The sequence below is a fragment of the Falsiroseomonas sp. genome (assembly GCF_051859025.1).
Taxonomy (GTDB): Bacteria; Pseudomonadota; Alphaproteobacteria; order Acetobacterales; family Acetobacteraceae; genus Falsiroseomonas.
The window spans coordinates 59,965-85,035 of sequence record NZ_JBHYGL010000009.1 but is presented as its reverse complement, the minus strand read 5'-3'; the positions used below and the strand labels follow the sequence as shown (position 1 = coordinate 85,035).

The 25,071-nt window shown below is 71.7% G+C and carries 19 protein-coding genes; 9 read left to right on the top strand and 10 right to left on the bottom strand.

Annotated elements, in window-relative coordinates; genetic code table 11:
• Positions 1-312 precede the first annotated feature (312 nt).
• Both ACTIE5_RS10835 and ACTIE5_RS10830 read left to right on the top strand, forming a co-directional pair.
• A complete protein-coding gene (locus ACTIE5_RS10835; protein ID WP_439549713.1) occupies positions 313-1,914 on the top strand; it encodes an ABC transporter substrate-binding protein in 1,602 nt (533 codons plus the stop codon).
• A 22-nt stretch (positions 1,915-1,936) separates the two neighbouring features.
• Positions 1,937-3,736 carry a CocE/NonD family hydrolase gene (locus ACTIE5_RS10830; protein ID WP_439549712.1) on the top strand — a complete coding sequence of 600 codons (1,800 nt, stop codon included), beginning with the start codon at positions 1,937-1,939 and terminating at the stop codon, positions 3,734-3,736.
• Between the two features lie 11 nt (positions 3,737-3,747).
• Here the strand turns inward: ACTIE5_RS10830 and ACTIE5_RS10825 are convergent, their stop codons facing one another.
• The 4 genes from ACTIE5_RS10825 to ACTIE5_RS10810 all read right to left on the bottom strand — a co-directional run bounded on the left by ACTIE5_RS10825 (position 3,748) and on the right by ACTIE5_RS10810 (position 11,316).
• A complete protein-coding gene (locus tag ACTIE5_RS10825) occupies positions 3,748-4,710 on the bottom strand; it encodes a Bug family tripartite tricarboxylate transporter substrate binding protein (RefSeq protein WP_439549711.1) in 963 nt (320 codons plus the stop codon).
• A 52-nt stretch (positions 4,711-4,762) separates the two neighbouring features.
• The gene (locus ACTIE5_RS10820; protein WP_439549710.1) at positions 4,763-6,031 is read right to left on the bottom strand and encodes an MFS transporter; all 1,269 of its coding nucleotides are present in this window, start codon (positions 6,029-6,031) and stop codon (positions 4,763-4,765) included.
• Entirely contained in the window at positions 6,028-6,534 is a 507-nt protein-coding gene (locus ACTIE5_RS10815; RefSeq protein ID WP_439549709.1) for a mismatch-specific DNA-glycosylase, read from the bottom strand. The genes ACTIE5_RS10820 and ACTIE5_RS10815 overlap by 4 nt, the downstream gene beginning before the upstream one ends.
• A gap of 93 nt (positions 6,535-6,627) precedes the next feature.
• A complete protein-coding gene (locus tag ACTIE5_RS10810) occupies positions 6,628-11,316 on the bottom strand; it encodes an NAD-glutamate dehydrogenase domain-containing protein (protein ID WP_439549708.1) in 4,689 nt (1,562 codons plus the stop codon).
• 149 nt (positions 11,317-11,465) lie between these two features.
• Between ACTIE5_RS10810 and ACTIE5_RS10805 the strand changes: the two genes are divergently transcribed.
• From ACTIE5_RS10805 to ACTIE5_RS10795, 3 genes are all read left to right on the top strand, one after another.
• Positions 11,466-12,707, top strand: coding sequence for a cupin domain-containing protein (locus ACTIE5_RS10805; RefSeq protein ID WP_439549707.1), 1,242 nt, complete (start codon positions 11,466-11,468; stop codon positions 12,705-12,707).
• A 14-nt stretch (positions 12,708-12,721) separates the two neighbouring features.
• Positions 12,722-13,126 carry an OmpA family protein gene (locus ACTIE5_RS10800; protein ID WP_439549706.1) on the top strand — a complete coding sequence of 135 codons (405 nt, stop codon included), beginning with the start codon at positions 12,722-12,724 and terminating at the stop codon, positions 13,124-13,126.
• Positions 13,127-13,357: 231 nt separating this feature from the next.
• Positions 13,358-13,927, top strand: coding sequence for a hypothetical protein (locus ACTIE5_RS10795; protein WP_439549705.1), 570 nt, complete (start codon positions 13,358-13,360; stop codon positions 13,925-13,927).
• A 65-nt stretch (positions 13,928-13,992) separates the two neighbouring features.
• Here the strand turns inward: ACTIE5_RS10795 and ACTIE5_RS10790 are convergent, their stop codons facing one another.
• Positions 13,993-14,691 carry a CBS domain-containing protein gene (locus ACTIE5_RS10790; protein WP_439549704.1) on the bottom strand — a complete coding sequence of 233 codons (699 nt, stop codon included), beginning with the start codon at positions 14,689-14,691 and terminating at the stop codon, positions 13,993-13,995.
• A gap of 184 nt (positions 14,692-14,875) precedes the next feature.
• Between ACTIE5_RS10790 and ACTIE5_RS10785 the strand changes: the two genes are divergently transcribed.
• The 3 genes from ACTIE5_RS10785 (at position 14,876) to ACTIE5_RS10775 (ending at position 18,772) form a co-directional block, all read left to right on the top strand.
• Positions 14,876-15,856 carry a TAXI family TRAP transporter solute-binding subunit gene (locus ACTIE5_RS10785; RefSeq protein ID WP_439549703.1) on the top strand — a complete coding sequence of 327 codons (981 nt, stop codon included), beginning with the start codon at positions 14,876-14,878 and terminating at the stop codon, positions 15,854-15,856.
• A 250-nt stretch (positions 15,857-16,106) separates the two neighbouring features.
• Entirely contained in the window at positions 16,107-18,131 is a 2,025-nt protein-coding gene (locus ACTIE5_RS10780; protein WP_439549702.1) for a TRAP transporter permease, read from the top strand.
• 38 nt (positions 18,132-18,169) lie between these two features.
• Positions 18,170-18,772, top strand: coding sequence for a YjbF family lipoprotein (locus ACTIE5_RS10775; protein ID WP_439549701.1), 603 nt, complete (start codon positions 18,170-18,172; stop codon positions 18,770-18,772).
• A gap of 18 nt (positions 18,773-18,790) precedes the next feature.
• On the opposite strand, the gene ACTIE5_RS10770 is transcribed toward ACTIE5_RS10775, so the two are convergent.
• The 5 genes from ACTIE5_RS10770 to ACTIE5_RS10750 all read right to left on the bottom strand — a co-directional run bounded on the left by ACTIE5_RS10770 (position 18,791) and on the right by ACTIE5_RS10750 (position 22,814).
• Positions 18,791-19,843, bottom strand: coding sequence for a glycosyltransferase family 4 protein (locus ACTIE5_RS10770; protein WP_439549700.1), 1,053 nt, complete (start codon positions 19,841-19,843; stop codon positions 18,791-18,793).
• Between the two features lie 61 nt (positions 19,844-19,904).
• Entirely contained in the window at positions 19,905-20,435 is a 531-nt protein-coding gene (locus ACTIE5_RS10765; protein WP_175533642.1) for a M23 family metallopeptidase, read from the bottom strand.
• A gap of 86 nt (positions 20,436-20,521) precedes the next feature.
• Positions 20,522-21,274 (bottom strand): FkbM family methyltransferase, encoded by a 753-nt coding sequence (locus ACTIE5_RS10760; RefSeq protein WP_439549699.1) that lies wholly within the window; start codon positions 21,272-21,274, stop codon positions 20,522-20,524.
• The gene (locus ACTIE5_RS10755; RefSeq protein ID WP_439549698.1) at positions 21,271-22,155 is read right to left on the bottom strand and encodes a VOC family protein; all 885 of its coding nucleotides are present in this window, start codon (positions 22,153-22,155) and stop codon (positions 21,271-21,273) included. Before ACTIE5_RS10755 ends, ACTIE5_RS10760 begins: the two co-directional genes overlap by 4 nt.
• Positions 22,155-22,814 (bottom strand): glutathione S-transferase family protein, encoded by a 660-nt coding sequence (locus ACTIE5_RS10750; RefSeq protein WP_439549697.1) that lies wholly within the window; start codon positions 22,812-22,814, stop codon positions 22,155-22,157. Before ACTIE5_RS10750 ends, ACTIE5_RS10755 begins: the two co-directional genes overlap by 1 nt.
• A 304-nt stretch (positions 22,815-23,118) precedes the next feature.
• On the opposite strand from ACTIE5_RS10750, the gene ACTIE5_RS10745 reads away from it, so the two are divergent.
• Positions 23,119-25,056 carry a polysaccharide biosynthesis protein gene (locus ACTIE5_RS10745; RefSeq protein WP_439549696.1) on the top strand — a complete coding sequence of 646 codons (1,938 nt, stop codon included), beginning with the start codon at positions 23,119-23,121 and terminating at the stop codon, positions 25,054-25,056.
• Positions 25,057-25,071: the final 15 nt, after the last annotated feature.

Sequence of the window (25,071 nt, the reverse complement as noted above, 5' to 3'; positions counted from 1 at the left end):
TTGCCGCCCCCCGCCCCGCGGCAGGATGCCGCGCTGGTTCGCTCCGCGGCAGGACGCCGCGCTGCTTCCCCCGCGGCAGGACGCCGCGCTGCTTCCCCCGCGGCAGGACGCCGCTGGGCTCACCCGGCCTCGCGGTCGCCAGGATGGCGTCCGCCGGCGGCCGGGATCATCGCCCGATCGCGTCCGCGCCATGCCAGGCCGATGGTTGACGCTGCGCGTCCATATGCGACAAATCATCCCGGATGTCGGGATTTCCACGTGCCTGCCGGCACCGCGAAGGCCCCGCCGCAAGAAAACCGGGGAAACTCCAGCATGACATCGCCCAAGCCGCGCCCGACATCGGTTCTTCTCGCCGCCGCGACGATGGCAGGGCTCGTCGCCCCCCTGGCGGCGCCGCCCGCGGCCGCGCGCGACATCACCATGGGCCGCGTGGCCGAACACGCCGCCATCGACCCGCATTTCAACAATGCGGGCAATGACGCATCGACGATGCGCAACATCTACGACAGCCTGCTGAACTTCGACGTCAACCAGGCGATCGGCCCCTCCCTCGCCGCCTCCTGGCGCGTGCTGGATCCGCTGACCTGGGAGATCAAGCTGCGCGACGGCGTGCGCTTCCATGACGGCTCCCCCTTCACGGCGGAGGATGTCGTCTTCTCCCTGACCCGCGCGAAGGACGTACCGAACAGCCCGTCGAGCTGGGCGCGCAATGTCGGCGACATCGCGACCATGACGGTCGTGGACCCGCTGACCATCCGCATCACCTCCGCCGTGCCGACGCCGCTGCTGCTGGAACAGATCGGGCAGGTCTACATCGCGTCCCGCCGCGCGGCGCAGGGCGCGACGACGGCGGATTTCAACAGCGGCCGGGCCGCGATCGGCACCGGGCCGATGCGCTTCGTCTCCTGGACGCCGGGCGACCAGATGCGGCTCACGCGCTTCGATGGCCATTGGCGCGGCCCCAGCGAGTTCGAGCGCGTGACCGTGCGCTTCATCACCAACCCCGCCGCGCGGCTCTCCTCCCTGCTCTCGGGCGGCGTCGACATCATCGATGGCGTGCCGCCCGGCGACGTGGCGCGGCTGGAACGCGAACGCGGCATCCGCGTGACCTCCATCGTCACGCCGCGCATGGCCTACATGGCACTCGACAGCGCGCGGGATGAAAGCCCCTTCGTGACTGATGCCGAGGGACGCCCGATGGCGCGCAACCCGCTGCGCGACCCGCGCGTGCGGCAGGCCATGTCGATGATGATCAACCGGGAAGCGCTGGTGAACACGCTGCTGTCCGGCGGCGGCGTGCCGGCCGGGCAGATCGTGCCGGTGGGCCAGGGCGGCTACGATCCCGCGCTCGCCCCCATGCCCTTCGACCTGCCCCGCGCCCGGGCATTGCTGGCGGAAGCGGGCTGGCCCAACGGCTTCGGCCTGACCATCCATTCCTCCAACAACCGCTTCCCGCAGGATGCGGCCATGGCGCAGGCCCTGGGGCAGATGCTGGCGCGCGGCGGCATCCGGGTGAACGGCGTCACCACCATGCCGTTCAACGTCTATATCGGCCAGGCGACGGACCAGCGCTTCTCCGCCTTCCTCTTTGCCTATAACAGCGCCTCCCCCCATTCCGCCGACGGGCTTCGCGGGCTGCTCGCCACGCGGGACCTCTCGCGCGGGCTCGGCGGCACCAATCGCGGCCGCTATTCCAACGCGGAGTTCGACGCCGCCCTCGCCCGCGCCCTGGCCGCCTTCGATGAGGAGGAACGCAACCGCCTGCTGGTGGAGGCGACGCGCATCGCCATGGCGGACCAGGGGATCATCCCGCTGCTGTGGCAGAAATCCTTCTGGGCCTCGCGCGGGGATATCGAGCACGCCGCCAACATGCTCGACGAAACCTCCGTCCGCTTCGCGCGAGTCGTGCGATGAGCACGCATCGGAGTATCATCAGGTGAGCACCACGCTGCGCGTGCCGATGCGGGACGGCGCGACGCTCGCCGCCACGCTGTATCGGCCAGAGGGCGCCGGGCCCTTCCCGGTGGTGCTGGAACGCACGCCCTATGGCCGCGATGCGCCCCGGCGCATCGAGGTCACGGCAGCCGACCCGGTGCCGGTGGATGGCCCGCGCCTGGCCGCGCATTTCACCCGCGCGGGCTACGCCGTGCTGCTGCAGGACAGCCGCGGCCGCGGCGATTCCGACGGCGTGTTCGAGAAATACCTGAACGAGGGCGCGGACGGCTTCGACAGCTGCGCCTGGATCCTCGGCCAGCCCTGGTGCGATGGTCGCATCGCCACCATCGGCATGTCCTATGGCGCCCATTCCGCCGCGGCGCTGGGCTGCCTGGACCCGCCGGGGCTGGTGGCGCAGGTGCTGGATTCCGGCGGCTTCGACAATGCCTGGCGCAACGCCGTCCGCCACAACGGCGCCTTCGAGCTGAAGCAGGCGAGCTGGGCCTTCAACGAGGCACGCCGTTCCCCCGAAGCGGCGCGCGACCCCGTGCTACGCGCGGCGCTGGAGGCGGAGGACCTGGCCGCCTGGTTCACCCGCCTGCCGTGGCGGGCCGGCCATTCGCCGCTTCGCCACCACCCCGACTACGAACGCGTGCTGCTGGACCAGTGGCGGGCCGGGGCCTTCGACGCCACCTGGCAGCGCAACGGGCTGTGGGCCGAGGGGTCCTACGGCCGCTACAGCCGCGCCGCCGTGCTGCACATGTCGTCCTGGTTCGATCCCTATCCCGGCACCGTCACCGCCAATTACGGCGGGCTGAAGCGTGCCGGGCGCGGGCCCCAGCGGTTGATCCTCGGCCCCTGGACGCATGGGGAGCGCAGCCAGCGCGTATTCGGCGATGTCGATTTCGGCGCCGAGGCACCGATCGATTCCTGGGCCGGGGACTGGAACCGCCAGCGCGTCCGCTTCCTCGACCACGCCGTGCGCGGCATCGCGGATGGGGAACCGCCGGTACGGGTCTTCGTCATGGGTGGCGGCAGCGGGCGGCGCACGCCGGCCGGGCATCTGGACCATGGCGGAAGCTGGATGACGGCGCCGGACTGGCCGCTGCCGGATGCCGCGCCGGCCACCTTCCACCTGCAGGGCGATGGCGCGCTGCGGCCGGAATCGCCCGCCGCCGGCGCCACGCCGGTGAGCTTCCGCTTCGATCCGGCCCATCCCGTGCCGACCATCGGTGGCGCCTTCTCCTCCCTCGAACCCCTCGCGCTGCCGGGCAGCCAGGACCAGATGGAGGGCCCTGCCTTCTACGGCTGCACGCCCCCCTTCCTGCCGCTGGCCTCCCGCCCCGATGTGCTGGTGTTCCAGACGGCGCCGTTGCGCGATGCCGTGCGGGTGGTGGGGCCGGTGGAGGTGGAGCTGTTCGTTGCCACCGACAGCCCGGATACCGACTTCACCGTCAAGCTGGTCGATGTCCACCCGGCCTCCGCGGATTATCCGCGCGGCTATGCCATGCTGCTGGGCGATACCATCCTGCGGCTGCGCTACGCCGATGATCCGTCCCGCCCGCGCCTGGCGGAGCCCGGGGAGGTGCGGCGCCTGCGCGTGGCGCTGCCCATCGCCAACCTGTTCCTGCCGGGCCACCGCATCCGGCTCGACATCTCCTCCTCCAACTTCCCGCGCTTCGATGTGAACCCGAATACCGGGGAGGCGGAGGGCATGGCGCGCGGCCTGCGCATCGCCACCAACACCGTCTTCGTCGATGGCGGAAGGCCGAGCCGCGTGGTGCTGCCCGTGCTGGATTGAGGCGCGCGCCCTCAATCCAGCCGGATATTCGCGCTCTCCGCGATCGCCTTCCACATCGGCACCTCAACGCGCATCCGTTCGCCGAGTGGCCCGGGGCCGGAGAGGACGAGCTGCGCGCCGGCAGCTTCCAGCCGCTGCGCCAGGGACGAACCCTGCGCCAGCGGCGCCATCTCCGCCGCCAGAGTGTCCACCACGGCCTGCGGCGTGCCCTTCGGCGCGAACATCGCGTACCAGATGGTCACGCCATAGCCGGGCGCGGCTTCCGCGAGTGAGGGCACATCGGGCAGCACGGGGCTCCGCTGCGGCGACGTCACGGCGATGGCGCGCAGCCTTCCCTCCCGCACATGCGACATCGTCTCCAGCAGCCCCACGATCAGCAGGTCCGTGTCCCCGGCATAGAGCGCGGTGACGCTCTGCCCCGCGCCGCGATAGGGGACATGCAGCAGGTCGATACCCGCGCGCGCCTTGAACAACTCCCCGCCCATATGCGTGGTGGCGCCATTGCCGGCGGTGGCGAAGGAGATGCTGCCAGGCCGCGCCTTGGCGCGCGCGACCAGGTCGGCCAGGTCCCGGATCGGGCTGTCGGGCCGCACCAGCACGCCCATCGGCGCGTCCAGCACGATGGAGACCGGCATGAAATCCGCGATGGGATCGTAGCCGGGGTCGCGCATCACCGCGGGGAGGATGGTGATGGCCGATGTCGTGAACAGGAAATTATGCGCATCCGGCGTCGCCATCACCGCGCGCGTGCCGAGCAGCCCGCCCGCGCCCGGCCGCGTCTCCACGATGAAGGGCTGGCCGAGGCGACGCTGGAGATGTTCCGCGATGAAGCGCGCGGGAATCTCCACCGGGCCGCCGGGCGCGAAGGGGATGATGAAGCGCACGGGCTTGGTGGGCCAAGTCGGTTGCGACACCACGGGCAAGGGCAGCAGCGTGGCGGCGGCACCCATCAGGGCACGGCGGGTGATGCGCATGGCGTTCCTCCTGGTTCTTGAGGATGAGCCTAACCCGCACCCCAGGGCCCGGCTACGCCCTCTGCGGGTCCCTGACCGTCAGCAGGATCGCGGCGCCGATGCCGAGAAACACCAGCACCGTCGCCATCCCCAGCCGCTGGCTGCCCGTCGCCATCGTCACCGTCGCCAGCGCCGCGGGGCCGAGGAAGCCCGTGATGCGGCCGGACAGCGCAAACAGGCCGAAATGCGCGGCCATCTCCTCCGGCGGCGCCAGCCTCGCCATGAAGGTGCGGCTGGCCGCCTGGGCCGGGCCGAAGAACAGGCCGAGCGAAAGCGCCAGCACCCAGAAGCCCGTCTCCGTCGTCGCCAGCAGCAGGCCGGTGCCGAAGACCAGCATCGCGGCCAGCGCCAGCAGCACCATCTGGCGGGACCCGATCCGGTCCTCGACCAGCGCGAAGCCCGCGGCACCCAGCCCCGCCGCGACGTTCATGGCGATGCCGAACAGCAGGATGCGGTCGATCCCCATGCCGAAGACGCCCGCCGCATAGATGGCGCCGAAGGCGAACAGCGTGTTCAGCCCATCCGTGTAGAACAGCCGTGCCAGGATGAAGCGCGCCAAGGCCGGGTTGCGGGGCAGGGTGCGGACCAGCGCCACCACCTCCCCCACCCCCCGCCGCGCGGCCTCCCCCCATCCCGGCTTCGGCCCCGGCGCATCCGGCACCGCCAGCAGCACCGGCCAGCCGAAGACCAGCAGCCACACCGCCACCAGCAGCGCCGCCGCCCGCACATGCTCCGCCTGGCCACGGTCGAGCCCGAGCGGCGAGGGGTTGGGCTGGATCAGCAGCACCAGGCAGACACCCAGGCACACCAGCCCGCCGGCATAGCCGAGACCCCAGCCGAGGCCGGAGACGCGGCCGATCTGCGCCGGACCAGCGACGCTCGGCAGCATCGAATTGTAGAATACCGTGGCGAGTTCGAAGGCGATGGTGGCGAGGCCGACGCAGACCAGCGCATAGACCATGTAGGCGGGGTCCGGCTTCGCGAACCAGATCATCGCCGTGCTGGCCGACAGCAGCAGGGTGAAGAAGCCCAGCATCAGCCGCCGCCGCCCCCCCGCATCCGCCACCGCGCCGAGCAGCGGCGACAGCAGCGCCACGCCGAAGCCCGCGGCCGATTGCATCCAGCCCCATTGCGCCTGGCCCGTCGCCGGATCGGGGGCGATGCCTTGCGCGAAATAGGCCGCGATGACGAAGGTGGAGACGACGGTCGGGAAGGCGCTGTTTGCCCAGTCATAGAAGGCCCAGGCCCAGATGCGCCTGGCCTCCACGCGATGACCAATCACGCGAAGCCCGTCCCGCGCGCGCAATCCCGCCAATGGTGGCGCAGTTTTTCCCAGTGGCCGTTGGCGGCCGAAGGGCTCGGCAGCACGAAAAGGGCGGGCTGCCCCGACACCACGGGCTGCGCCCCGAAGGCGATGTCCCGCTTCCGGCGCCCGAGCGCCAGCGCGCCCGCCTCCTGGCTCGTGAAGGCGATGGCGCGCGGCGCCCAGTGGCGCATGGAGGCCCAGAAACGATCGATGTCGAAATCCCCCGGCGACAAATCGCGATCCATACCGCGCCCGGTCTTGGACATATCCGTCAAGCCGATTCGGTATTGCCTCAGTTGCGCATACTCCGCCGGGCGCAGAAGCGCGGGCGTGAACCGGGCCTCCGCCAGCACCGGCCAGAAGGCGTTGCGCGGGCCGGCGTAATAGGCGCCGATCCGCGCGGATTCAGGGCCGGCAGCGGTGCCGCAGAAGACGAGGCGGAGGCCCCAGGCGAGGACATCGGGCAGCACATCCGCCACAGATCACTCCGATCGATGGGGAAGGCGCTGCCTTCCCCATACCCCATCCGCCCGCTCTTGAAGATTCGGGAGGCAGAGCCTCCTGGACCATCATCAATGGGATACAGCGGCAAGGGCGCGCGCCGCCACGCCGATCGCGACCAGATCGCCAACGCCGGCGGCCTCCCGCGCCAAACGCGCGGCCTCCGCCGCACCATCGCCGCCATGGCGGCCCGCCAGGCGGGCCCGGGCCAGGCGGGTCTGCACCCCGGCCAGATCCGCCAGCACCTCCGCCTTCGCCCGCGCAGCGAAGGGGCCGGTGGCGCGCGCCGCCTCCGCCGCCACGCGCAGCGCCTCCAGCGCGAAGCCATCGCCCACCGCACGCCAGGCGGCGGCGGCATCGGCCGGCGCGGCGCCCGTCTCCGCCGCCAGCCGCACAACCGCCGGCGCCGCCGTCAGCCGGGGCGCGGCACCAGCCAGCGCGGCGGCCTCAGCGGGGATCCCGGCATCACGCAGCAGCGCGGCCTCCGCCCCCGGCGCGGCGACCTCCGCCGCCACCAGCGCCACGACACCGGGGCGCAATGAGGCCAGCGCCGCCTCCAGCGGTGCGGCCGCGCCGGCCAGCAGGTCCCGCGCCGCGCCTTCCTGCAACCGCCGCAGCGCCAGCAGGGCGGTAAGCCGCGTCGCCGCCGGGGCTGGAGCCGCATCGATCGTCGCCACCGCGCCTTCCAGCCCGAACAGCGCCCCCGCCAGCCAGGCCGCGCGCGCCACCGCCGCGCCATCGCCCGCCGTCCCCGCCAGCCGCCCGAGCGCCGCGACGCCCAGCCGGTTGACGACCTGGTTGCACAGGGCGGTGGCCAGCAATTCCCGCCGCAGTCGGTGGCGGGGGATCAGCGGCCCGAAGCGCTCCCGCAGCGCAGTGGGGAAATACGCCACCAGCAGCGGCGCCAGCGCTGCCTCCTCCGCCAGGCCGCTCGCCTCGATCGCCTCCGCCAGCCAGAGCTTCGCCGCCGGCAGCAGCGCGGCGAGTTCCGGCCGGGCCAGCCCCTCCCCCGCCGCCGCGCGCGCACGGATCGCCGCCGCATCCGGCAGGACGGAGACGGCACGGTCGAGAAAACCCGCCGCTTCCAGCCGCGCCATCAGCGCGGCATGGGCGGACAGATCCTCCACCGCCGTCACCGCCTCCAGGCTCAGCGCGATGGATTGCGCGTGGTTGTCGGCGAGCACGAGGTGCCCGACCTCCTCCGTCATCCCCGCCAGCAATTCGTCGCGCTGGCGCCGCGTGAGCGAACCCTCGCGCTCCGCCTCCGTCAGCAGGATCTTGATGTTGACCTCGTGGTCGGAGGTACTGACCCCCGCGGAATTGTCGAGCGCATCGGTGTTGATGCGCACGCCTGCGCGCGAAGCCTCGATCCGCCCGGCCTGGGTCACGCCGAGATTGGCCCCTTCGCCCACGATCCTCGCGCGCAGGTCGCGCCCATCGACGCGGATCGCATCATTGGCGCGGTCGCCGGCCTCCGCCTGGGTCTCCGCGCTGGATTTCACATAGGTGCCGATGCCGCCGAAATAGAGAAGATCGACGGGCAGCGTCAGGACCGCGCGCAGGATGGCGGCGGGCTCCGCGCGCTCCGCCTCGATGCCCAGCAGCGCGCGCGCTTCCGGCGACAGCGGCAGGGTCTTGGCGTTGCGCGGCAGGATCGCGCCGCCCTTCGACAGCAGCCGCGCCTCGTAATCCGCCCAGGAGGATCGGGGCAGCGCGAAGATCCGCTGCCGTTCGGCGAAGGAGACGGCCGGATCGGGATCGGGATCGATGAAGATGTGTCGGTGGTCGAAGGCGGCGACCAGCTTCGATTGCGCGGAGACCAGCAACCCGTTGCCGAAGACGTCGCCACTCATGTCGCCGACGCCCGCGACGGTGAAGGGTGCGTCCTGCACCCCCGCGCCGCGCGACTCGAGAAAATGCCGGTCGATCATCACCCAGGCGCCACGCGCGGTGATGCCCATGCCCTTGTGGTCGTAGCCCGCGCTGCCGCCGCTGGCGAAGGCATCGCCCAGCCAGAAGCCGTAATCCGCGGAAAGCCCGTTGGCGATGTCGCTGAAGGTGGCGGTGCCCTTGTCCGCCGCCGCGACGATGTAGGGATCCGCGCCATCCCGCGGCACCACGAGCGGCGGCGTCACCACCGATCCATCGGCGGCGAAATTGTCGGTCAGGTCGAGCATCCCCCGCACCAGCGTGCGGTAGCAGGCGATGCCTTCCGCCATGAAGGCGTCGCGGTCGCTCGCCACCGGCGGGTGCTTCAGGATGAAGCCGCCCTTGGCGCCCGTCGGCACGATGACGACGTTCTTGAGGCGCTGCGCCTTCATCAGCCCCAGCACTTCCGTGCGGAAATCCTCCCGCCGGTCGGACCAGCGGATGCCGCCGCGCGCGACGGGGCCGGCGCGCAGATGACAACCTTCCATGCGCGGCGAATGCACGAAGATCTCCCGCCACGGCCTCGGCGCCGGCATGTCGCCCGCGCGCGCGCTGTCGATCTTGAAGGCCAGGTAGTCTTTCGCCTGGAAGAAGTTGGTCCGCAGCATCGAATCCAGCACGGTGCGCAGGCGCGACAGGATGCGGTCCTCATCCGGGTTCGCCACGCCGTCCAGCAGCGTGCGCCAGGCCGAATCCAGCTTCTCCTCCTCCCGCACCGCGACATCCGGCGCGAAGCGCGCGTGAAACAGATCAACCAGGATGCGCGCGGCATCGGGATGCGCGGCCAGCGCGGCCTCCACGCTGTCCTGCGCGAAGGGGAAGCCCACCTGCTTCAGCCAGCGATACATCGCCCGCAGCAGCCAGCAATCCTTCCAGGACAGGCCCGCGCGCAGCACCAGGCGGTTGAAGCCATCGGCCTCCACATCGCCGCGCAGCAGGGCGTGCAGTGCGCCCGCCACGTCATGCAGCCTTTCCTCCTCCACATCCGCGCGCGCTTCCAGCCGATAGGCATGCAGCACCACGACAGGCCCGCCTGTGGGGTCCAGGCGATAGGGCACTTCCTCGATCGCGCGCAGGTCCAGGCTTTCGAACAGCGGCAGCGCATCGGCCAGCGCGAGCGGCCCGCCGGGGCTCGCCAGCCGCAGCATCACGCTGCGCGGGCCGGCGCCGGGGGGGCGGGAGAGTTCGCCGCGGGGCCGGCCGCCATGGGTCAACTCATTCGCCAGGAACAGGTCGCCGATGGCGGTGGCCACCGTCTCCGCCTGGCGATAGGCGGGGGGGAAGGCATCGCGCCAGCGCGCCAGCAGGCCGGCGCCGTGCTCCGCGCCCGCTTCCCGCAGCAGCGCTTCCTCCAGCCGGTCGCGGAAGCCGCGCGTGGCCTGGGCGATGGCGGCTTCCAGCGCCGCTTCCTCCACCGCCGGCACGGCGCCGGGCGTGGTGCCGATCACGTAGTGCACGCGCGCCAGCGGTGCGTCGCCCAGCAGCGTGTAGAAGGCGGAAAGCCGGCCCGCGAAGCTGTCCGCCAGCAGCCTTCCCACCCTTTCCCGCATCTGCGTGTCAAAGGTATCCCGCGGCAGCCAGGCGATGACGCTGACGAATCGCTCGAACGGATCGCGCCGCACCACCAGCGCCGCACGCGGCCTGATCTGCAGGTCGAGCGCCCTTCGGCATCCCGCCAGGATCGCGTCCTCCGGCGCCTGGAACAGTTCATCCCGCGGCCAGGTGTCGAGGATGTTGCGCAGCGCGCGCCCGTCATGGCTTTCGGGATCGAGGCCCGCCGCCGCCAGGATGCGCAGCACCTTGGCGCGCAGCAGCGGGATGGATCGCGGGTTGCGGTTGTAGGCGCCCGCCGCGAAAAGCCCGAGGAACAGCCGCACCCCGACCGCGCGCCCGGCTTCGTCCTGGATGCGCGTCATCACCACATCCGCGTGCTGCGGGCGATGGACGGTGGCGCGCATATTGGCCTTGGCGACCGTCACCGCCTCCAGCCGCTCCAGGTTCGCGCGGACGGCGCCGGGCAGCGCCGCCAGGTCCCGCAGCGCGTCGAAGACCGGGACGGTGGCGTCGCGCAGCAGGCCGAGGTCTTCCTCCGCCGCCACCGAAAGTCCGGCCTCGGTCAGCGCCAGCCGGCGGTGGCCGAGCAGGACGAAATTATCCTCCCCCATCCAGCGCAGGAATTCCCGCGCCTCCTCCTCGACGGGCGGCAATTCGCCTGCCGCATCGCCCAGCCGGGCGAGCATCGCGGGGAAGTCATCGACGGCGAGCCGCACATCCGACATGGCCCGCGCCAGCGCGGCCTCGACGCCCGCCCAATCACCGGCCACCCCCGCCAGGGCCAGGGTGGCGCCGGGGGCGAGGGCGATGCGCATCATGCTTTCCGCCGTGCCGCCTTCCAGCGCCAGCAGCGCGCCCTTGGCATCCCGCGTCACGCGCAGCACGGGATGGAGAAGTTGCCGGACCACGCGCCCCTGCACGGCCAGCGCCGCCAGCACGCTGTCCACCAGGAAGGGCATGTCGTCGGTGACGATCTCCGCCACCGCCATGGCGCGGCCGGGGCCCGGCGGCAGCAGCCGCACCTTGGTCTGGCGCGGGCGGCGTTCCTGCGCGAAGGCAAAGAGGCTGGCAGCGGCCTCGGCCAGGGCCTCCGGCGGCGTCGCGGCCAGTTCCGCCGTCGGCACCGCGGCCTGCAGGCGCGCGAGGAGCCCAGCCGCCATCGGCGGCAGCCCCGGCGCCAGGCGCCCCAGCGCGGCCACGGCCTCCGCCAGCACCTGCGGCCGCACGCCGTCTGCTGCGCCCCTCCCTGCCGCGCCAGATCCCGCCGCGTCGTTCATCGCGCCTTCCTCCTGCCGCCGCTGTCACCGGGGCGGGTGCAGGGCGGTTCCTGGAAGGTGGCGTCGCCCCACCACCCGCCGCAAGGGCCGGCTTCAGGCAGCCCCAAGGACCGATGACGGATCACGACCATGTGCGGTAGTCTGTGGCCATGATCGAAGATCTCGCCGCGCTCCTCGCCCCCGTCACCCCCGCGACCTTCTTCGCGGAGCATTACGACAAGGCGCCCCTGCATGTGCGTGGCGATGCGGCGAAATTCGCCCAGGTGCTGTCCTGGCGGCAGATCAACCGGCTGCTGGACATGTCCCATATCTGGACCTCCACGAGCCTGAAGCTGGTGCTGGACAGCCAGGCGATCCCGGCCGAGCAGTTCTGCACCCGCGCCACCAGCCGCGACAACGCCGCTGTCCTGCAGCCCGATGCGAAGCTGGTGCAGGCCTGGATCGCCAAGGGCGCCAGCGCCGTGATGAACGACGTGGACAGCCTGACGCCGGGCCTGGCCGGCATCTCCGCCGCGCTGGAGGGCGCCGGCCTCGGCAAGGCGCAGGCGAATGTCTACATCAGCTGGCAGAGCCACAAGGCCTTCCATACCCACTACGACACGCATGATGTCTGGGCGGTGCAGGTGGAGGGCGAGAAATCCTGGAACATCTGGGAAGGCCGCGCGGAGTACCCCATCCCGCACCCCGTCTTCCGCGGCCAGCCGCAATCCCACCATGACCAGGCGCGCGGCAGGCTGCGCGGCGTGGTCCACATGAAGGCCGGGGACCTGCTGTACCTGCCCCGCGGCTGGTACCACGACGCGCTGGCGGAGGCGCCTTCCTCCGTCCATGTCGCCTATGGCGTGCACGCGCCGCTGGGCATGGACCTGATGAACATGCTGGCGGAGCGGGTGCTCTATGACGCGGAATTCAGGAAGCCCCTGCCGCGGCAGGACGGCACCGCATCGGCAACATTCGCGTTGACGCAGCGCGCCGGGCTGCTGGGCCAGCGCCTCCAGGAATTGTGCAGGGATCCGAAGGTGCTTCAGGTGCTGGCGCAATTCGTGGCGAATTACCGCTTCAGCCGGGGGGGATACGACATCCTGGCCGCGCGCGGCCTGGGCAGCTCCGCTGCCGGGGGACTGGGCAGCACCACCGCCACGGATGGCGACGCGCCCGGCTGGCGCATCCTGGCCCCCGGCGCGAAGCCCGTGCGGCGCGGCGCCGATTGGGTGATGAAGACGGCGCAGGGCGGCGTCACCGTCAGCCCGCTGGAAGCCGAGGCCACCATTTGGCTGTTCGGCAAGCCCGAGGTCACGGAAGCCGAGCTCATCGCCCGGGCCCCCGGCATCGATGCGCCCGCCCTGCTGGCGCGGCTGGAGGCCGCGGGCCTGCTGGCGCGCGCCGCCTGATGCGGTTGCTTCCCATGCTGCTCCTGCTGCTCGCGGGCCCCGCCGCCGCGCAGCCCCGCAGCTTCTCCTGCGTCGGCGCGGAAGCGCTGGAGGATGACGTCTTCGCCGTGCCCTTCACCCGCGGCAGCACCACGCTGCGCGATGCCGGGCGCAGCGCCATCGCCGCCGCGGCGCAGCTGGCGGAAGGCGACCGCGACCGCAACATCTGTGTCCTGGGCCATGCGGACCGCAGCGCCGGCGCCGGCACCAGCACGCAGATCGCCGCCCAGCGCGCCCGCGCCGTGGCGCAGGCCCTGTCGCAGCAGGGGATCGAGCGGGACCGCATCCGCGCCGAAGCCCGCGTCGGCGCCTTCAGCGGCCGGCAGAGCGAACCGGAAGCCCGCGCCGTGACGATCGTGGTGCTGCCCAACCTGCCTTGAAGGCACCCTGCCCTGCCCGGGGGCGGCGAAACACGCCGCAATCTTGAAATTTAAGCCATCTGTTACGCTCGGTCTGTAACCTTCGCAGGATATGCGCAAGGATATGTTTTGTGACGCTTCCGGCCTCAACCCAGGGTCGAACCCGTCGCAGCGACCCGATCCCGCGCTTCGCGGATCACCCAAGCCAAAGGCCGATCAAGGCCCGCTAGCCAGGACCGAGGAAAGCGCCGGATGACCGACCAACCCGAGGAAAAGCCCCCGCTGCGCCGCCGCCTTTTCGTGCTGCGCCTGGCCGCGCTCGGCGGCGCGGCCCCGGCGCTGGCGGCCTGCGTGCCGCAGCAGCCCATCTATGTGCAGCAACCCGTCTACCAGCAGCCGGTGGTGCGCCGCGGCACGGGCATCAGCGACAGCGATCCGACCGACGCCCCCGGCAATGGCCGCGGCGGCCACCGCGGCAGCGGCGTGACGGACAGCGACCCGAATGACAGCCCCGGCTTCGGCCGCGGCGGCTATGCCCGCCGCACCGGCGTCAGCGACAGCGACCCGAACGACCCGCCCGGCGGCGGCCGCGGCGGCGTGCGCCGCACGACGGGCATCACGGATAGCGACCCCTCCGACGGCCCCGGCAATGGCCGCGGCGGCTATCGCGGCGCACCTGTCCGGCGCACCGGCATCACGGACAGCGACCCGTCCGACGGCCCGGGCAACGGCCGCGGCGGAAATCGCGGCGGCGGCTACCGCACCGGCCTGACCGACCGCGACCCCTCCGACGGCCCGGGCCGCGGGCGCCGCGGGTACTGAGGCAAAGCGACCAGGCCAGGCCCGCCACGTTCCTGGCGGGCCGATGCGCCGGACAGGAACCGCCGTCAGGCGGCGGCGAACAGATACACCGGCATGGGCTGGGTGTTGTCCACCACGCCCTTCACGCCCGGCACATTCTCCGCCAGCACGCGCAATCCGCGCTGCACCGCGGCGCTGCGGCTGAAGCCGTGGAACTCCACCACCGCATCCCGCACATCGACCAGCGCATAGAAGGTGTCCGCCCAGGGCTCCTTCTTCATCGCCGCCATCACCGCGCGACGGATGCGGTCATCGGACAGCTCCGCTTCCACCGGCGCCGGCGCCACCAGCGCGCGCAACAGATCGGCGCGGGAGACCAGGCCCTTCAGCCGACCGCCTTCCGTCACCAGCACGCGGCGGATGCCTTTCTCCTCCATCAGATGCGCGATCACGGATGCGAGCGTGTCGGGATCCACCGAGACCGCGCCTTCCGTCATCACATCCGCCGCCGTCACCCCATGCGTCCGCGCATAGCGTTCCGCATCCCGCGCCGGATTGGCGAACATCGCGGCAAGCCACCCCACGGGCTTGTCATCCTCCCCCGCCAGGCGGCGGATCAGGTCGGCCTCCGTCACGATGCCGGCCACGCGGCCCTCCGCATCCACCACCGGCACGGCGGAAATGCCGCGATCCGCCAGCAGCCGCGCGATGGCGATCACCGGCGTGGAAGGCGGCACGGTGACGACATCCGCCGTCATCAGGTCACGCGCACGAAGACTGGTCATGGCTCAATCCCTCCGAGGGTTGGTTCCCATGACCAGGACGCTACGCCCCGCCCGCCCCCACTTCATTGACGCAGGTCAATCCCGCGCCGCCCCATCCGGGCTCCCCATCCGGGCTCCCCATCCGGGCTTCCACCCCATGCGACACACCTGTATTCCTGGCACACAAACAAACGGGAGGGTCCGGATGATGACCAGCAACATTGGCCGCCGCAGCCTGGCGGCACTCGGCGCGGCCGTGATCGCGGCACCGACCATCGTGCGCGCCCAGGGCACGCAGATGGCCATCGCCACGGGCACCACGGGCGGCGTCTACTACCCGCTCGGCGGCGCGCTCGCGAACTACCTCTCCCGCGGGATCCCCGGCATGTCCGCGACCGTCGAGGTCACGGGCGGTTCCGTCGCCAACTTCCAGCTGCTGGGCGCCGGGCGCGTCGGCATGCTGTTCGGCCAGGTGGACGCCGCGGTCGATGGCCTTCGCGGCGCCGGGCCCTTCCGCGGCCGCGCCGTGCCCGCCCGCGCCATCGCCGTGCTCTACACCAACCGCATGCAGGTCGTGACCACGGCCGCCACCGGCATCCGCTCCATCACCGACCTCCGCGGCAAGCGCGTCTCCACCGGTGCGCCCGGCTCCGCCACCGAACTCTTCGCCTTCCGCGTCATCGCCGCCGCCGGCCTCGACCGCGAACGCGATTTCCGCGCCCGCGAACGGCTGAGCCCAGCGGAATCCACCAACGCCATCCGCGACGGCAAGCTCGACGCCTACTTCTTCGTCTCGGGCGTGCCGACCTCCGCCATCACCGACCTCGGCGCCACGCCCGGCACGCAGATCCACCTGGTGGACCACGCCGACCTGCACGCCCGCATCGTGCAGGAGAACGGGCCGGTCTACTTCCCGGAAGTCATCCCCGCCGGCACCTACCCCGGCCAGCGCACGGACAACCAGCAACTCTCGGTGGCCAACATCCTCGCCGTGCGCGACGACATGTCGGCCGAGATGGTCACCAACATCCTGCGCGTGACCTGGGAAAACCGGGAAGACTGGGCCCGCGTCCACGCGGAAGCGCGCAACTTCACCCTCGCCGCCCAGAAGACCGCCGCCGCCGGCATCCCCTGGCACCCCGCGGCGGAAGCCTTCTGGCGCTCGGCCGGCGCGACGCTGGCGTGATGGGGCGGCTTGCAGGGGGACGCTGTCCCCCTGCACCCCCTGCCAAAGGGCAGCGGCCCTTTGGAAACCCCGTTGATGGGTGGCGTGGAGGAGGGGCACCGCGCGCGCGCCTCACCCACGGTCCCGCCATGCCCCTCCTCCACGCCGCCCATGAATCCATGGGTTCAAAGGGGCCGCTGCCCCTTTGCGGGGTGCGCGAGGGGCAGCGCCCCTCGCTTGCTCGCCTCCTCACACTCAGCAGGTCCCGCCGATGAGCTCCAGCGTCCTACCGCCCGAGGTGCCGAAGGGCGCGTTGGATGAGGCTACTGCCGCCCGTGTGGAGGCGTTGATCGAGCAGGAGGAGGGTGCGCAGAACCGGCTGCCTGGCCTGCTGGGTCATGCTGCCGTCGCGGTCGCGCTGGGGATGTCGCTGTTCCATCTCTGGGCGGCCTGGGACATCGTGCCGACGACGACGCTGCGCTACGTGCATGTCGGCTTCGCCATGGTGCTGGGCTTCGCGCTGTTCCCGGTGGACCGGCGCTTCCGGCATCGCATCATGCCCTGGGACTGGGCGCTGATCGCGGCGGGCATCTACTGCATCTGGTATCTCATCGCCGGCGGCGACGACCTCCAGGACCGGTATGTGTTCCCGGAGCCGATGGACATCGTCGTCGGCTGGATGCTCATCGCCCTGGTGCTGGAGGTGACGCGCCGCGCCACGGGCTGGATCATGCCGGCGGTGGCGATCGCCTTCCTGCTCTACGGCTTCTTCGGCAACTACCTGTCACCGCCCTGGCGCCACCAGGGCTACGACATGGAACGCCTGATCCCCCATGTGACCATCACGCTGGAGGGGATCTTCGGCACCGCGATCGATGTCTCCGCCACGCTGATCGTGCTGTTCACCATCTATGGCGCCATCCTGCAGGCCACGGGCGCGGGCAAGTTCTTCGTCGATTTCTCGTTCAGCCTGACGGGCGGCAAGCCGTCCTCCGCCGGGCGCACGGTGGTGCTGTCTTCGTTCCTGCTGGGTGGGCCTTCGGGGTCGGGGGTCGCGACGACCGTCACGCTCGGCACCGTCGCCTGGCCGATGATGCGCCAGGTCGGCTACCGCGCGGATGACGCGGGCGGGTTGCTGGCGGCGGGCGGGCTGGGGGCCATCCTGTCGCCGCCCGTCATGGGCGCGGCGGCGTTCCTGATCTCCGAATATCTCAAGATCGGCTATCTCGACGTCATCGTCATGGCGATCGTGCCGACCTGCCTCTACTACGCATCGCTGCTGTTCATGGTGGAACTCGACCAGCGGCGCATCGCGGCGCGGCGGGCGGCCGATCCCAATGCGGTGCCCCCGGTGCCGATGAAGGTCGATCCAGTCGGCAAGCTGTTGCGGGAATACGGCTTCCACTTCTCCACCCTCATCGCCATCGTCGCCTTCATGGCGGTCGGCTATTCCGCGACGCTCAGCGTGCTCTACGCCACCGTCGTCGCCGTGGTGCTGTCCTGGATCAAGCGGGAGACGGCGATCACCCCGCGCAAGCTGGTCCACGCCCTGGCCAGCGGCGCGGTGCAGTCGGTCGGCATCGCGGCCACCTGCGCCTGCGCGGGCATCATCGTCGGCGTCATCACGCTGACGGGCCTCGGCCTGAAATTCTCCGACATCGCCATCCAGGCGGCGGGCGGGTCGCTGGTGATCACCGCGATCTACACCGCGCTGATCGTCTGGGTCGTCGGCCTCGCGGTGCCGGTCACCGCCAGCTACATCATCTGCGCGGTCGTCGCCGCGCCGGCGCTGATGAAGCTTGGCGTGCCGGACTACGCCGCGCATATGTTCGTCTTCTACTATGCCGTGCTGTCGGAGGTCTCGCCCCCCACCGCGCTCAGCCCCTTCGCGGCGAGTGCGATCACCGGCGCCGGCCCCTACCGCACCACCCTCCAGGCCTGGAAATACACGCTGCCCGCCTTCGTCCTGCCCTTCGTCTTCGTGACCGACCCGGAAGGCGTGGGGCTGTTGCTGCGCTTCACCGCGACGATGACGTGGGTGGACGTGGCCTGGCAGATCATCCTGGCAACGGCCGGGCTCGCGGCGCTGGCCGCCGCCTGCCAGGGTTTTCTCGTGCGCGCCATGCCGGGCTGGGAACGGACGGCGCTGGCCGTGGCGGGGGTGCTGATGATCTTCCCCGCCTCGCTCGATGCGCTGGCACCGGGGGTGGTGCCCTTCCCTCACTGGATCGGCCTTGGCCTGGCGGCGGGGCTGACGCTGTTGCAGATGCGCGCACCCCGGGCCCACCCCGCCTGATGGGCAGGCGCCTTGCCTCGGCCCGGGCCCCGATCCTGGTGCCCGTCCTGGCGCCCATCCTGGCGCTGCTGCTCTCCGCCTGCGGCGACACGCCGGTGGCGGAGGCGCTGCGCGGCGTGCTGCCCTCCGCGGAGGCACCCGCCCCGCCTTCCCCGGGCGGCCCCGGCCTTCGCCTGGCCGGGCCGCGGCAGTCCATCGTCTTCACCCTGGCGCAGCAGACCGGCAACCGGCGCCTCTGGCGGGCCGATGGCGGCATCGCCGTCGCGACGGAGGGCCCGCGCATCACCGCGACCGCGGGCCTCGGCCAGATGCTGACGGCGACGCGGCAGGAGGGGCCGGACCCGCTGGACGATGTCCTCGCCCTGCTGGGCAATCCCGGGGGCAATCCCGGCAGCACCCGCCGCACCGTGGACCTGGCGGGCGCGAGCCGGGAGCCTTCGACCATGCGCTTCGGCCTGGTGATCGAATGCCGCCTCACGGCCTCCCGCCGCCTGGGGGAGATCCTGGTGCGGGAGGAATGCACCAGCCCGGCCGGCCCCTTCGTCAACCGCTTCTGGGCCGATCCCGAAACCGGCGCCGTGCTGCGCAGCGAACAATGGGTGGGGAACGAGGCGCCGGCCGTGACGATGGAAATGCGCTGAGGGGAAATGCGCCGAGGCTCAACGCCAGCCGAGCCCGGCCACCCGCATCCGCCGCACCACGAAGCCCAGCCAGGCCAGCTGCCCCGCCAGCGCCGGCACCACCACCAGCGGCTTGAAGCCTGGCGGCAATTGGAGAAAGGCCAGCGCCAGGCCCGCGTGGAACAGCGCGAAGCCCCAATGCACCCCGGCCACCACCCGCACCGGAACGCCCGATCGCTGCGCCAGCTGGTACAGGTGCGTCCGGTGCCCCTCCGCCAGGCGTTCGCGCATGATCGCCCGCCGGCCGAGCGTGAAGGCCGCGTCGAAGAGCAGGGAGAAGATCAGCAGCGGCACGATGAGGAAGGAGACCTGCAGCCCATCGAAGCGGGATGCCGCGACCGCCAGCACCGCCAGCATGAACCCCGCGAACTGGCTGCCCACATCCCCCATGAAGATCCGGGCGGGATGCAGGTTGAACGGCAGGAAACCCGCGAAGCCGGCGGCCAGGAACAGCGCGGCGGCATAGACGAACCACCCCCCCTGCAGCGCCGCCACCAGCGCCAGCGCGGCACTCGCCAGCAGCAGCGTGCCGCCCACCAGCCCGTCAAGCCCATCCATGAAGTTCACGGCATTGGTGCAGCCGACGATCCAGACAAGCGTCAGCGCCACGCCGACCCAGCCGAGTTCCACAACGCCGATCCAGGGCAGCGCCAGCTTCTGGACCACGAGCCCGCTGGCCACCGCCACCAGCGCCGCCAGGCATTGCGCCGCCAGGCGCAGCCGCGCGGAGAGGTCCCGCACATCATCCACCAGCGCCACGCCGGCGATCGCCCCGGCCGCCAGGATGACGCCGATGAACTGCCCATCCGCCACCCGGGCGAAGGTGGCGACCTGGAAGAGCACCAGCATCCCCGCCATGAAGGCCAGCACCACGCCGACTCCACCGCCGCGTGGCGTCGGCCGCGCATGGGCGCTGCGGGCATTCGGGTGGTCGAGGATCGGGAAGGCGATCATCAGCCGCGCGGCCAGGGCGGAGAACACGGCCAGCGCGCCCGCGAAGGCCAGGTGTTCCAGGAGGGCGGGGATCGTCATGCCGGGCCGGTCAAGCACGCGGGCGGCGGATGCGGCAAGCCGTTCACGCGCGTACCGGCCGTCACGCCCAGGCCATGAAATCCCCGCCCATGATCGACTTCAGGGGCCGCCGGCCGCCATCGAAGCGGCCCGAATTCACCAGCGCGTCATCCAGCCAGGCTGTGGGGTCGAGCAGGTCGCTGCGCCGCTGGTAGGGCGGGTTGGAACGGTCCGTCAGCGCCCCCTTGGCCGTGCCCGCATACATCTCGAAGTGCAGCATCGAGAGCTTCAGCCCCTTCAGCGCGCCGACCTGGCCGATCTGCGCGCCGGGCAGCACCTGCGCCCCCTTGGCGATGCCGGGGCCGACATCCTTCTTCACCTCGCCGTAGCGCACAATGAAGTCGCCATGATCCACCTCCACCGCCCAGCTGGAGAGGTAGAATTCATAGACCGCCAGCACCTCTCCCGCCGCGACGGCGAAGACCGGCGTACCGATCGGCGCATAGAGATCGCAACCCGCATGCAGCCGCGTGCCCTTGGCGCGGGACGCACCGAAGCGGCGCGGCGATTCGTGATAGCTTTCGAGGGGGACGAACTTCAGGGGGAACAGCATCCTGCATGTCTCCGATGCCGTCCACGTTCCGAAGCGGCACCGGAACAGTCGCACCCCGACACGCATCGGTCGAGGGCTGCGCGGCCCTACCCGCTCAGCCGCCCCGACTCCAGGCTGGCATAGACATCGCCCGAATTCGCCTCATGCGGCAGGGTCGCGATCCACGCCGCCATGGCCGCGGCCCCGATCGGGCCGGCATGGGAGAAGCGCATGCCTTCCCCCAGGCAGGCATTGAACTGGCGGAACCCTAGCGCCGAGAGCCTTTCCAGGCATTCGGCCGCGACGCTGCGCTGGATGGTGGTGAATTCGAAGGACAGGCTGCGCGGCGCGCGCGTCAGGCCCGCCAGCGCCACCGCCTCATACCCTTCCACGTCGATCTTCACGAAGTCGGGCATGCCATGCGCCGCCGCCAGCGCGTCCAGCGTGGTCACGGGCAGGTGGAGTTCGCGGTCCCAGACCTGGCCTTCCCACCCCGCCGCGCCATCGGCGGCCGCGACGAAATCGGCGCTGGCCGTGGCGACGGTCGGGTTGGCGGAATTCACCCGCAGCACCGCCTCGCCCACCGCCTCGCCCACCAGGGACTCCACCAGCACGAAGCCGGCATCCCCGCGGAAGGCGCGGCGCAGGAAGCGCGCCAGCAGGGGCTGCGGCTCCACCGCCACCGCCCTTGCGCCGATCCGGCGGAAACTCGCCGCCCGGTCGCCCACATGGGAGCCCACGTCGAAGCCGAGATCCCCCGGCCCCAGGAACCGCGCCTGGAATTCATCCAGCGCCGCCGCCCGCCCGGGCGCCCGCAGATAGGTCCGGATGGAGGCGCGGACCGCCGCGACCGAGGTCACTGGAACACCACCGCCGCGCCGCCGGCGGCCTCCGGCGGCACCATCAGCCCGTCCGGCGCCTCCCGCAGCGGCAGGCCCGCCAGCACGTCGCGCGCGGCGCGGCCCTGGTCGCTGGTCCGGATGACCATCCCGGCCATGAAGGGCAGCGAAGGTGGAACAACCCCCGGCAGCACCCGCCCCAGAGCATCCGGCGGCAGGACCCGCACGACGGTTTCCATGGCTGGGGAGAAGGGGCCCGCGGCGCCCACTGCGCCCGGCAGCCTCAGACGAAAGCCCGCCACCGGATCGGGCTCCGCCGGCCGGCCCGTGAGGCGCGACAGGCGCGCGGTCGTCTCCGCCGGGTCGGCGGCGGCCAGGATCGCCACCACCAGCGCCTCCGCCCCATTGGTGTGGCCCATCCAGCGGGGGTCCCAGACCAGTTCCGGCGTCATGTGCTGCACCAGCTGTACCCGGCCCTCCGGCGCATCCGGGAAGGGCAGCCGGGCGAAACGGGCGATCGGCCCGCCTGCTTCCACGGGGCGCTGCAACCAGGCGATGCCGGGGATCGCCATCCCCCCCGCCCGCAGCCGCGCCAGGTTGCCCTCCGCATCGTCCATCCCGAAGGCGCAGATATGGGTGCCCGCGTAGCGCGCCAGGAATCCGTCGAGCCCGTTGGAGAACAGGGCGGGGTCATGGATGCCCAGCAGTTCCACATAGCCGTGCTTCAGGAAGGCGCAGCGGTTGGCGGAACCGAAGGGCTCCACCGGGCCTTCCGGGGTCCGGCGCCCCGATTGCTGCGCGAAGGGGGAGAGCACGAAGCCCATCCGCTCCCACGCCGCCCAGAGTGGCCCGGGGTCCCGCGCGCAGAGGCCGAGATGGTCGAGGACCGTGGCGCTGCTCATCACAGGGCCGGGTTCTCATACTTCTCCAGCAGCCAATCCGCGGGCTCGGCCGCGGCCTCCCGGTACCAGCGATCGACCAACGGATGCGCCCGGACGGCCGCGACATAGGCGCGGGAGGTATCGCCCAGCGCCGGCTGCCAGGTCAGGAAGCGCGCCACCACCGGCGCATACATCGCATCGACCAGGGTGAAGTCGGCACCCGCCAGGAAGGGCCCGCCATAGGCGCCGATGGCCTCCGCCCAGATCGCCTCGATCCGCGCGATGTCGGCCAGGCTGTCGGGGTTGCGGCCATGGCCCGGGAATTCCCGGCCGAGGTTCATCGGCATCGCCATGCGCAGGGCCCGGAAGCCCGCATGCATCTCCGCTGCGATGCTGCGCGCATGGGCGCGCGCCGACCGCTTGCGGGGCCAGAGGTCCGCCTTGAATTCCGCGCAATACTCGGCGATCGCGATGCTCTCCCACATCCGCGCGCCGCGATGTTCCAGGTAGGGCACCATGCCGTTGGGGGAGATCGCCTTGATGGCCGTGGTCCCGCCGCCACCGGCCAGCGGCACCACCACCTCCTCCACATCCAGCCCCGCCAGCTGCACCATCAGCCAGCCGCGCATGCTCCAGGAGGAGTAGCGCTTGGTCCCGATCACCAGCCTGCCTTCGGCCATGGCCGCGTTCCCCTGATCCGTTTCGCGATTCATGGCACGGTCGGGGGCGGCTGTCCCGAGGGGGGGTATCGCCCTTCGCCGATGGGGAAGGCGCTGCCTTCCCCATACCCCATCCGCCCCCTCTTGAAGATTCGGGAGGCAGAGCCTCCTGGACCATCGTCAATTACCCCCGGTCCAGGGTCCGGCTGGACCCTGGACCGGGGGTGCAGGGGGGCAGAGCCCTCCTGCGGGGAATCATTGGTGCAGGGGGGCAGCGCCCCCCCTGCCACTAGCGAGCACGCACGCGCAGGAGTAGCAACCGGGCATGGCTGCTTCGGCTCGGGACCGCATCCTCCTCAACCTCGCCCTGGATTCGCTGGTGGCCGCCCTCGCGCTGCCCGCCGCGGTCTGGCTCTCCGCGCCCGGCGCCTCGCCACCCGCCATCTGGTGGGCGGGTGCCATCCCCGGCGCCATCGCGGCCCTGATGCTGGTCGGCGTGCCGCTGCGCCTGCCGCAGCAATACTGGCGCTTCGCCTCCCTGCCGGAGGCGCTGTCCACCACCGCCGCCGCGGCCGGCGCGGCGCTGATCACCGCCATCGGCCTGCACTGGTCGGGGGCATGGGCGCCCCCCAACCCGGGCTTCCCCGCCATCCATGCTTTGGTCCTGGCCGCGCTGCTGGCGGCGCCGCGCATCGCGGCGCGCCTGCGCCATGCCGGCCGCGGCGGCCCGCTTTCCGACACGCCAGCCGCCCCCGTCCTGCTGGTCGGCGCCGGGGATGGCGCGGACCTCTTCATCCGCGCCATCGGGCAGGAACGCAGCCCCGCCTACCGCGTCACCGGCATCCTCTCCCTCCGCTCCCGCCAGCTCGGCCGCCGCATCCATGGCCTGCCCATCCTCGGCACGGCGGAGGACGCGGCCGCCATCCTGGACCAGCTGCGGGAGGAAGGGCGCCTGCCCGCCCAGATCATCCTTGCCACCCCCCAGCTCCAGGGCCTGGAACTGCAACGCCTGCTGGATGCCGCGGACCGCCACGGCCTGCCGGTGAAGCGTGCCCCCACCCCCACGGCGCTGGGCCCCGCCAGCCGTCGCCCCGGCGAACGCGCGGAAGCCGAGCCCCGCGTCACGCTAAGGCGCGTTGAGATCGAGGACCTGCTCGACCGCCCGCAGGTGCCGCTGGACCGCGAAGGCATGGCCCGCCTGGTGCAGGGCAAGCGCGTGCTGGTGACAGGCGCGGGCGGCACCATCGGCGGCGAACTCGCCCGCCAGGTCGCCGCACTGGGCCCCGCCAGCCTGACGCTGCTGGATCACGGCGAATACGTCCTCTACGAGATCGACCTGGAACTGCGCGAACGCCACCCCGGCGTGCCCCGCCGCGCGGTGCTGGCCGATGTGCGCGACAGCGCCCGCATGGGCCGGCTGATGGCGGAGATCAGGCCCGAGCTCGTCTTCCACGCCGCCGCCCTGAAGCACGTGCCGATGGTGGAGAACGACCCGCTGGAGGGTCTGCTCACCAACGCGCTCGGCACCCGCATCGTGGCGGACGCGGCGCGCGCGGCGGGCTGTTCACTGATGGTCTTCATCTCCACCGACAAGGCGGTGAACCCGACCAGCGTCATGGGTGCCTCGAAGCGCCTGGCGGAGATGTACTGCCAGGCGCTGGACCGCGGCGCGCGCACCAGCGGCACCGGCATGCGGCTGGTGACGGTGCGCTTCGGCAATGTGCTGGGCTCCACCGGCAGCGTGGTGCCGCTGTTCCGCCGGCAGCTGGAACGGGGCGGCCCGCTGACCGTGACCCACCCCGACATGCGCCGCTATTTCATGACGGTGCGCGAAGCGGTGGGCCTCGTCCTGCAGGCGAGCGTCGTCGGTGCCACGGATCGGCAGGACCAGCCGCCGGAACTGCGGGAGGGCGGCATCTTCGTCCTCGACATGGGCGACCCCGTGAAGATCGTGGACCTCGCCCGCCGCATGATCCGCCTGGCGGGGCTGAGGCCGGAGGAAGACGTGGAAATCCGCTTCACCGGCCTTCGCCCCGGGGAGAAGCTGTTCGAGGAGTTGTTCCACGGCCAGGAACCCCCGAGCCCCACCAATTTCCCGGGCCTCCTCGTCGCCGTGCCGCGCACGACGGATGCCGGGGAGATGGGCCGCGCCATCGATGGCGTCGCCGCGCTGGCGGCGGCCGGGGACCGCAAGGGCGCACTGGCCCGGCTGAACGCCCTGGTGCCCGAATTCGAGCATGAGCTGAACGGCCAGGCGCCGTAGGGAAGGCCGGGGCCG

Excerpts from the sequence above, each read along its gene's own strand:
- ACTIE5_RS10790 (WP_439549704.1), bottom strand. The coding sequence starts at position 14,691 with ATGACCAGTCTTCGTGCGCGTGACCTGATGACGGCGGATGTCGTCACC.
- ACTIE5_RS10750 (WP_439549697.1), bottom strand. The coding sequence starts at position 22,814 with ATGGCCGAAGGCAGGCTGGTGATCGGGACCAAGCGCTACTCCTCCTGG.
- ACTIE5_RS10770 (WP_439549700.1), bottom strand. The coding sequence starts at position 19,843 with ATGACGATCCCCGCCCTCCTGGAACACCTGGCCTTCGCGGGCGCGCTG.
- ACTIE5_RS10765 (WP_175533642.1), bottom strand. The coding sequence starts at position 20,435 with ATGCTGTTCCCCCTGAAGTTCGTCCCCCTCGAAAGCTATCACGAATCG.
- ACTIE5_RS10810 (WP_439549708.1), bottom strand. The coding sequence starts at position 11,316 with ATGAACGACGCGGCGGGATCTGGCGCGGCAGGGAGGGGCGCAGCAGAC.
- ACTIE5_RS10805 (WP_439549707.1), top strand. The coding sequence starts at position 11,466 with ATGATCGAAGATCTCGCCGCGCTCCTCGCCCCCGTCACCCCCGCGACC.
- ACTIE5_RS10780 (WP_439549702.1), top strand. The coding sequence starts at position 16,107 with ATGAGCTCCAGCGTCCTACCGCCCGAGGTGCCGAAGGGCGCGTTGGAT.
- ACTIE5_RS10825 (WP_439549711.1), bottom strand. The coding sequence starts at position 4,710 with ATGCGCATCACCCGCCGTGCCCTGATGGGTGCCGCCGCCACGCTGCTG.
- ACTIE5_RS10835 (WP_439549713.1), top strand. The coding sequence starts at position 313 with ATGACATCGCCCAAGCCGCGCCCGACATCGGTTCTTCTCGCCGCCGCG.
- ACTIE5_RS10755 (WP_439549698.1), bottom strand. The coding sequence starts at position 22,155 with ATGAGCAGCGCCACGGTCCTCGACCATCTCGGCCTCTGCGCGCGGGAC.
- ACTIE5_RS10800 (WP_439549706.1), top strand. The coding sequence starts at position 12,722 with ATGCTGCTCCTGCTGCTCGCGGGCCCCGCCGCCGCGCAGCCCCGCAGC.
- ACTIE5_RS10795 (WP_439549705.1), top strand. The coding sequence starts at position 13,358 with ATGACCGACCAACCCGAGGAAAAGCCCCCGCTGCGCCGCCGCCTTTTC.
- ACTIE5_RS10785 (WP_439549703.1), top strand. The coding sequence starts at position 14,876 with ATGATGACCAGCAACATTGGCCGCCGCAGCCTGGCGGCACTCGGCGCG.
- ACTIE5_RS10745 (WP_439549696.1), top strand. The coding sequence starts at position 23,119 with ATGGCTGCTTCGGCTCGGGACCGCATCCTCCTCAACCTCGCCCTGGAT.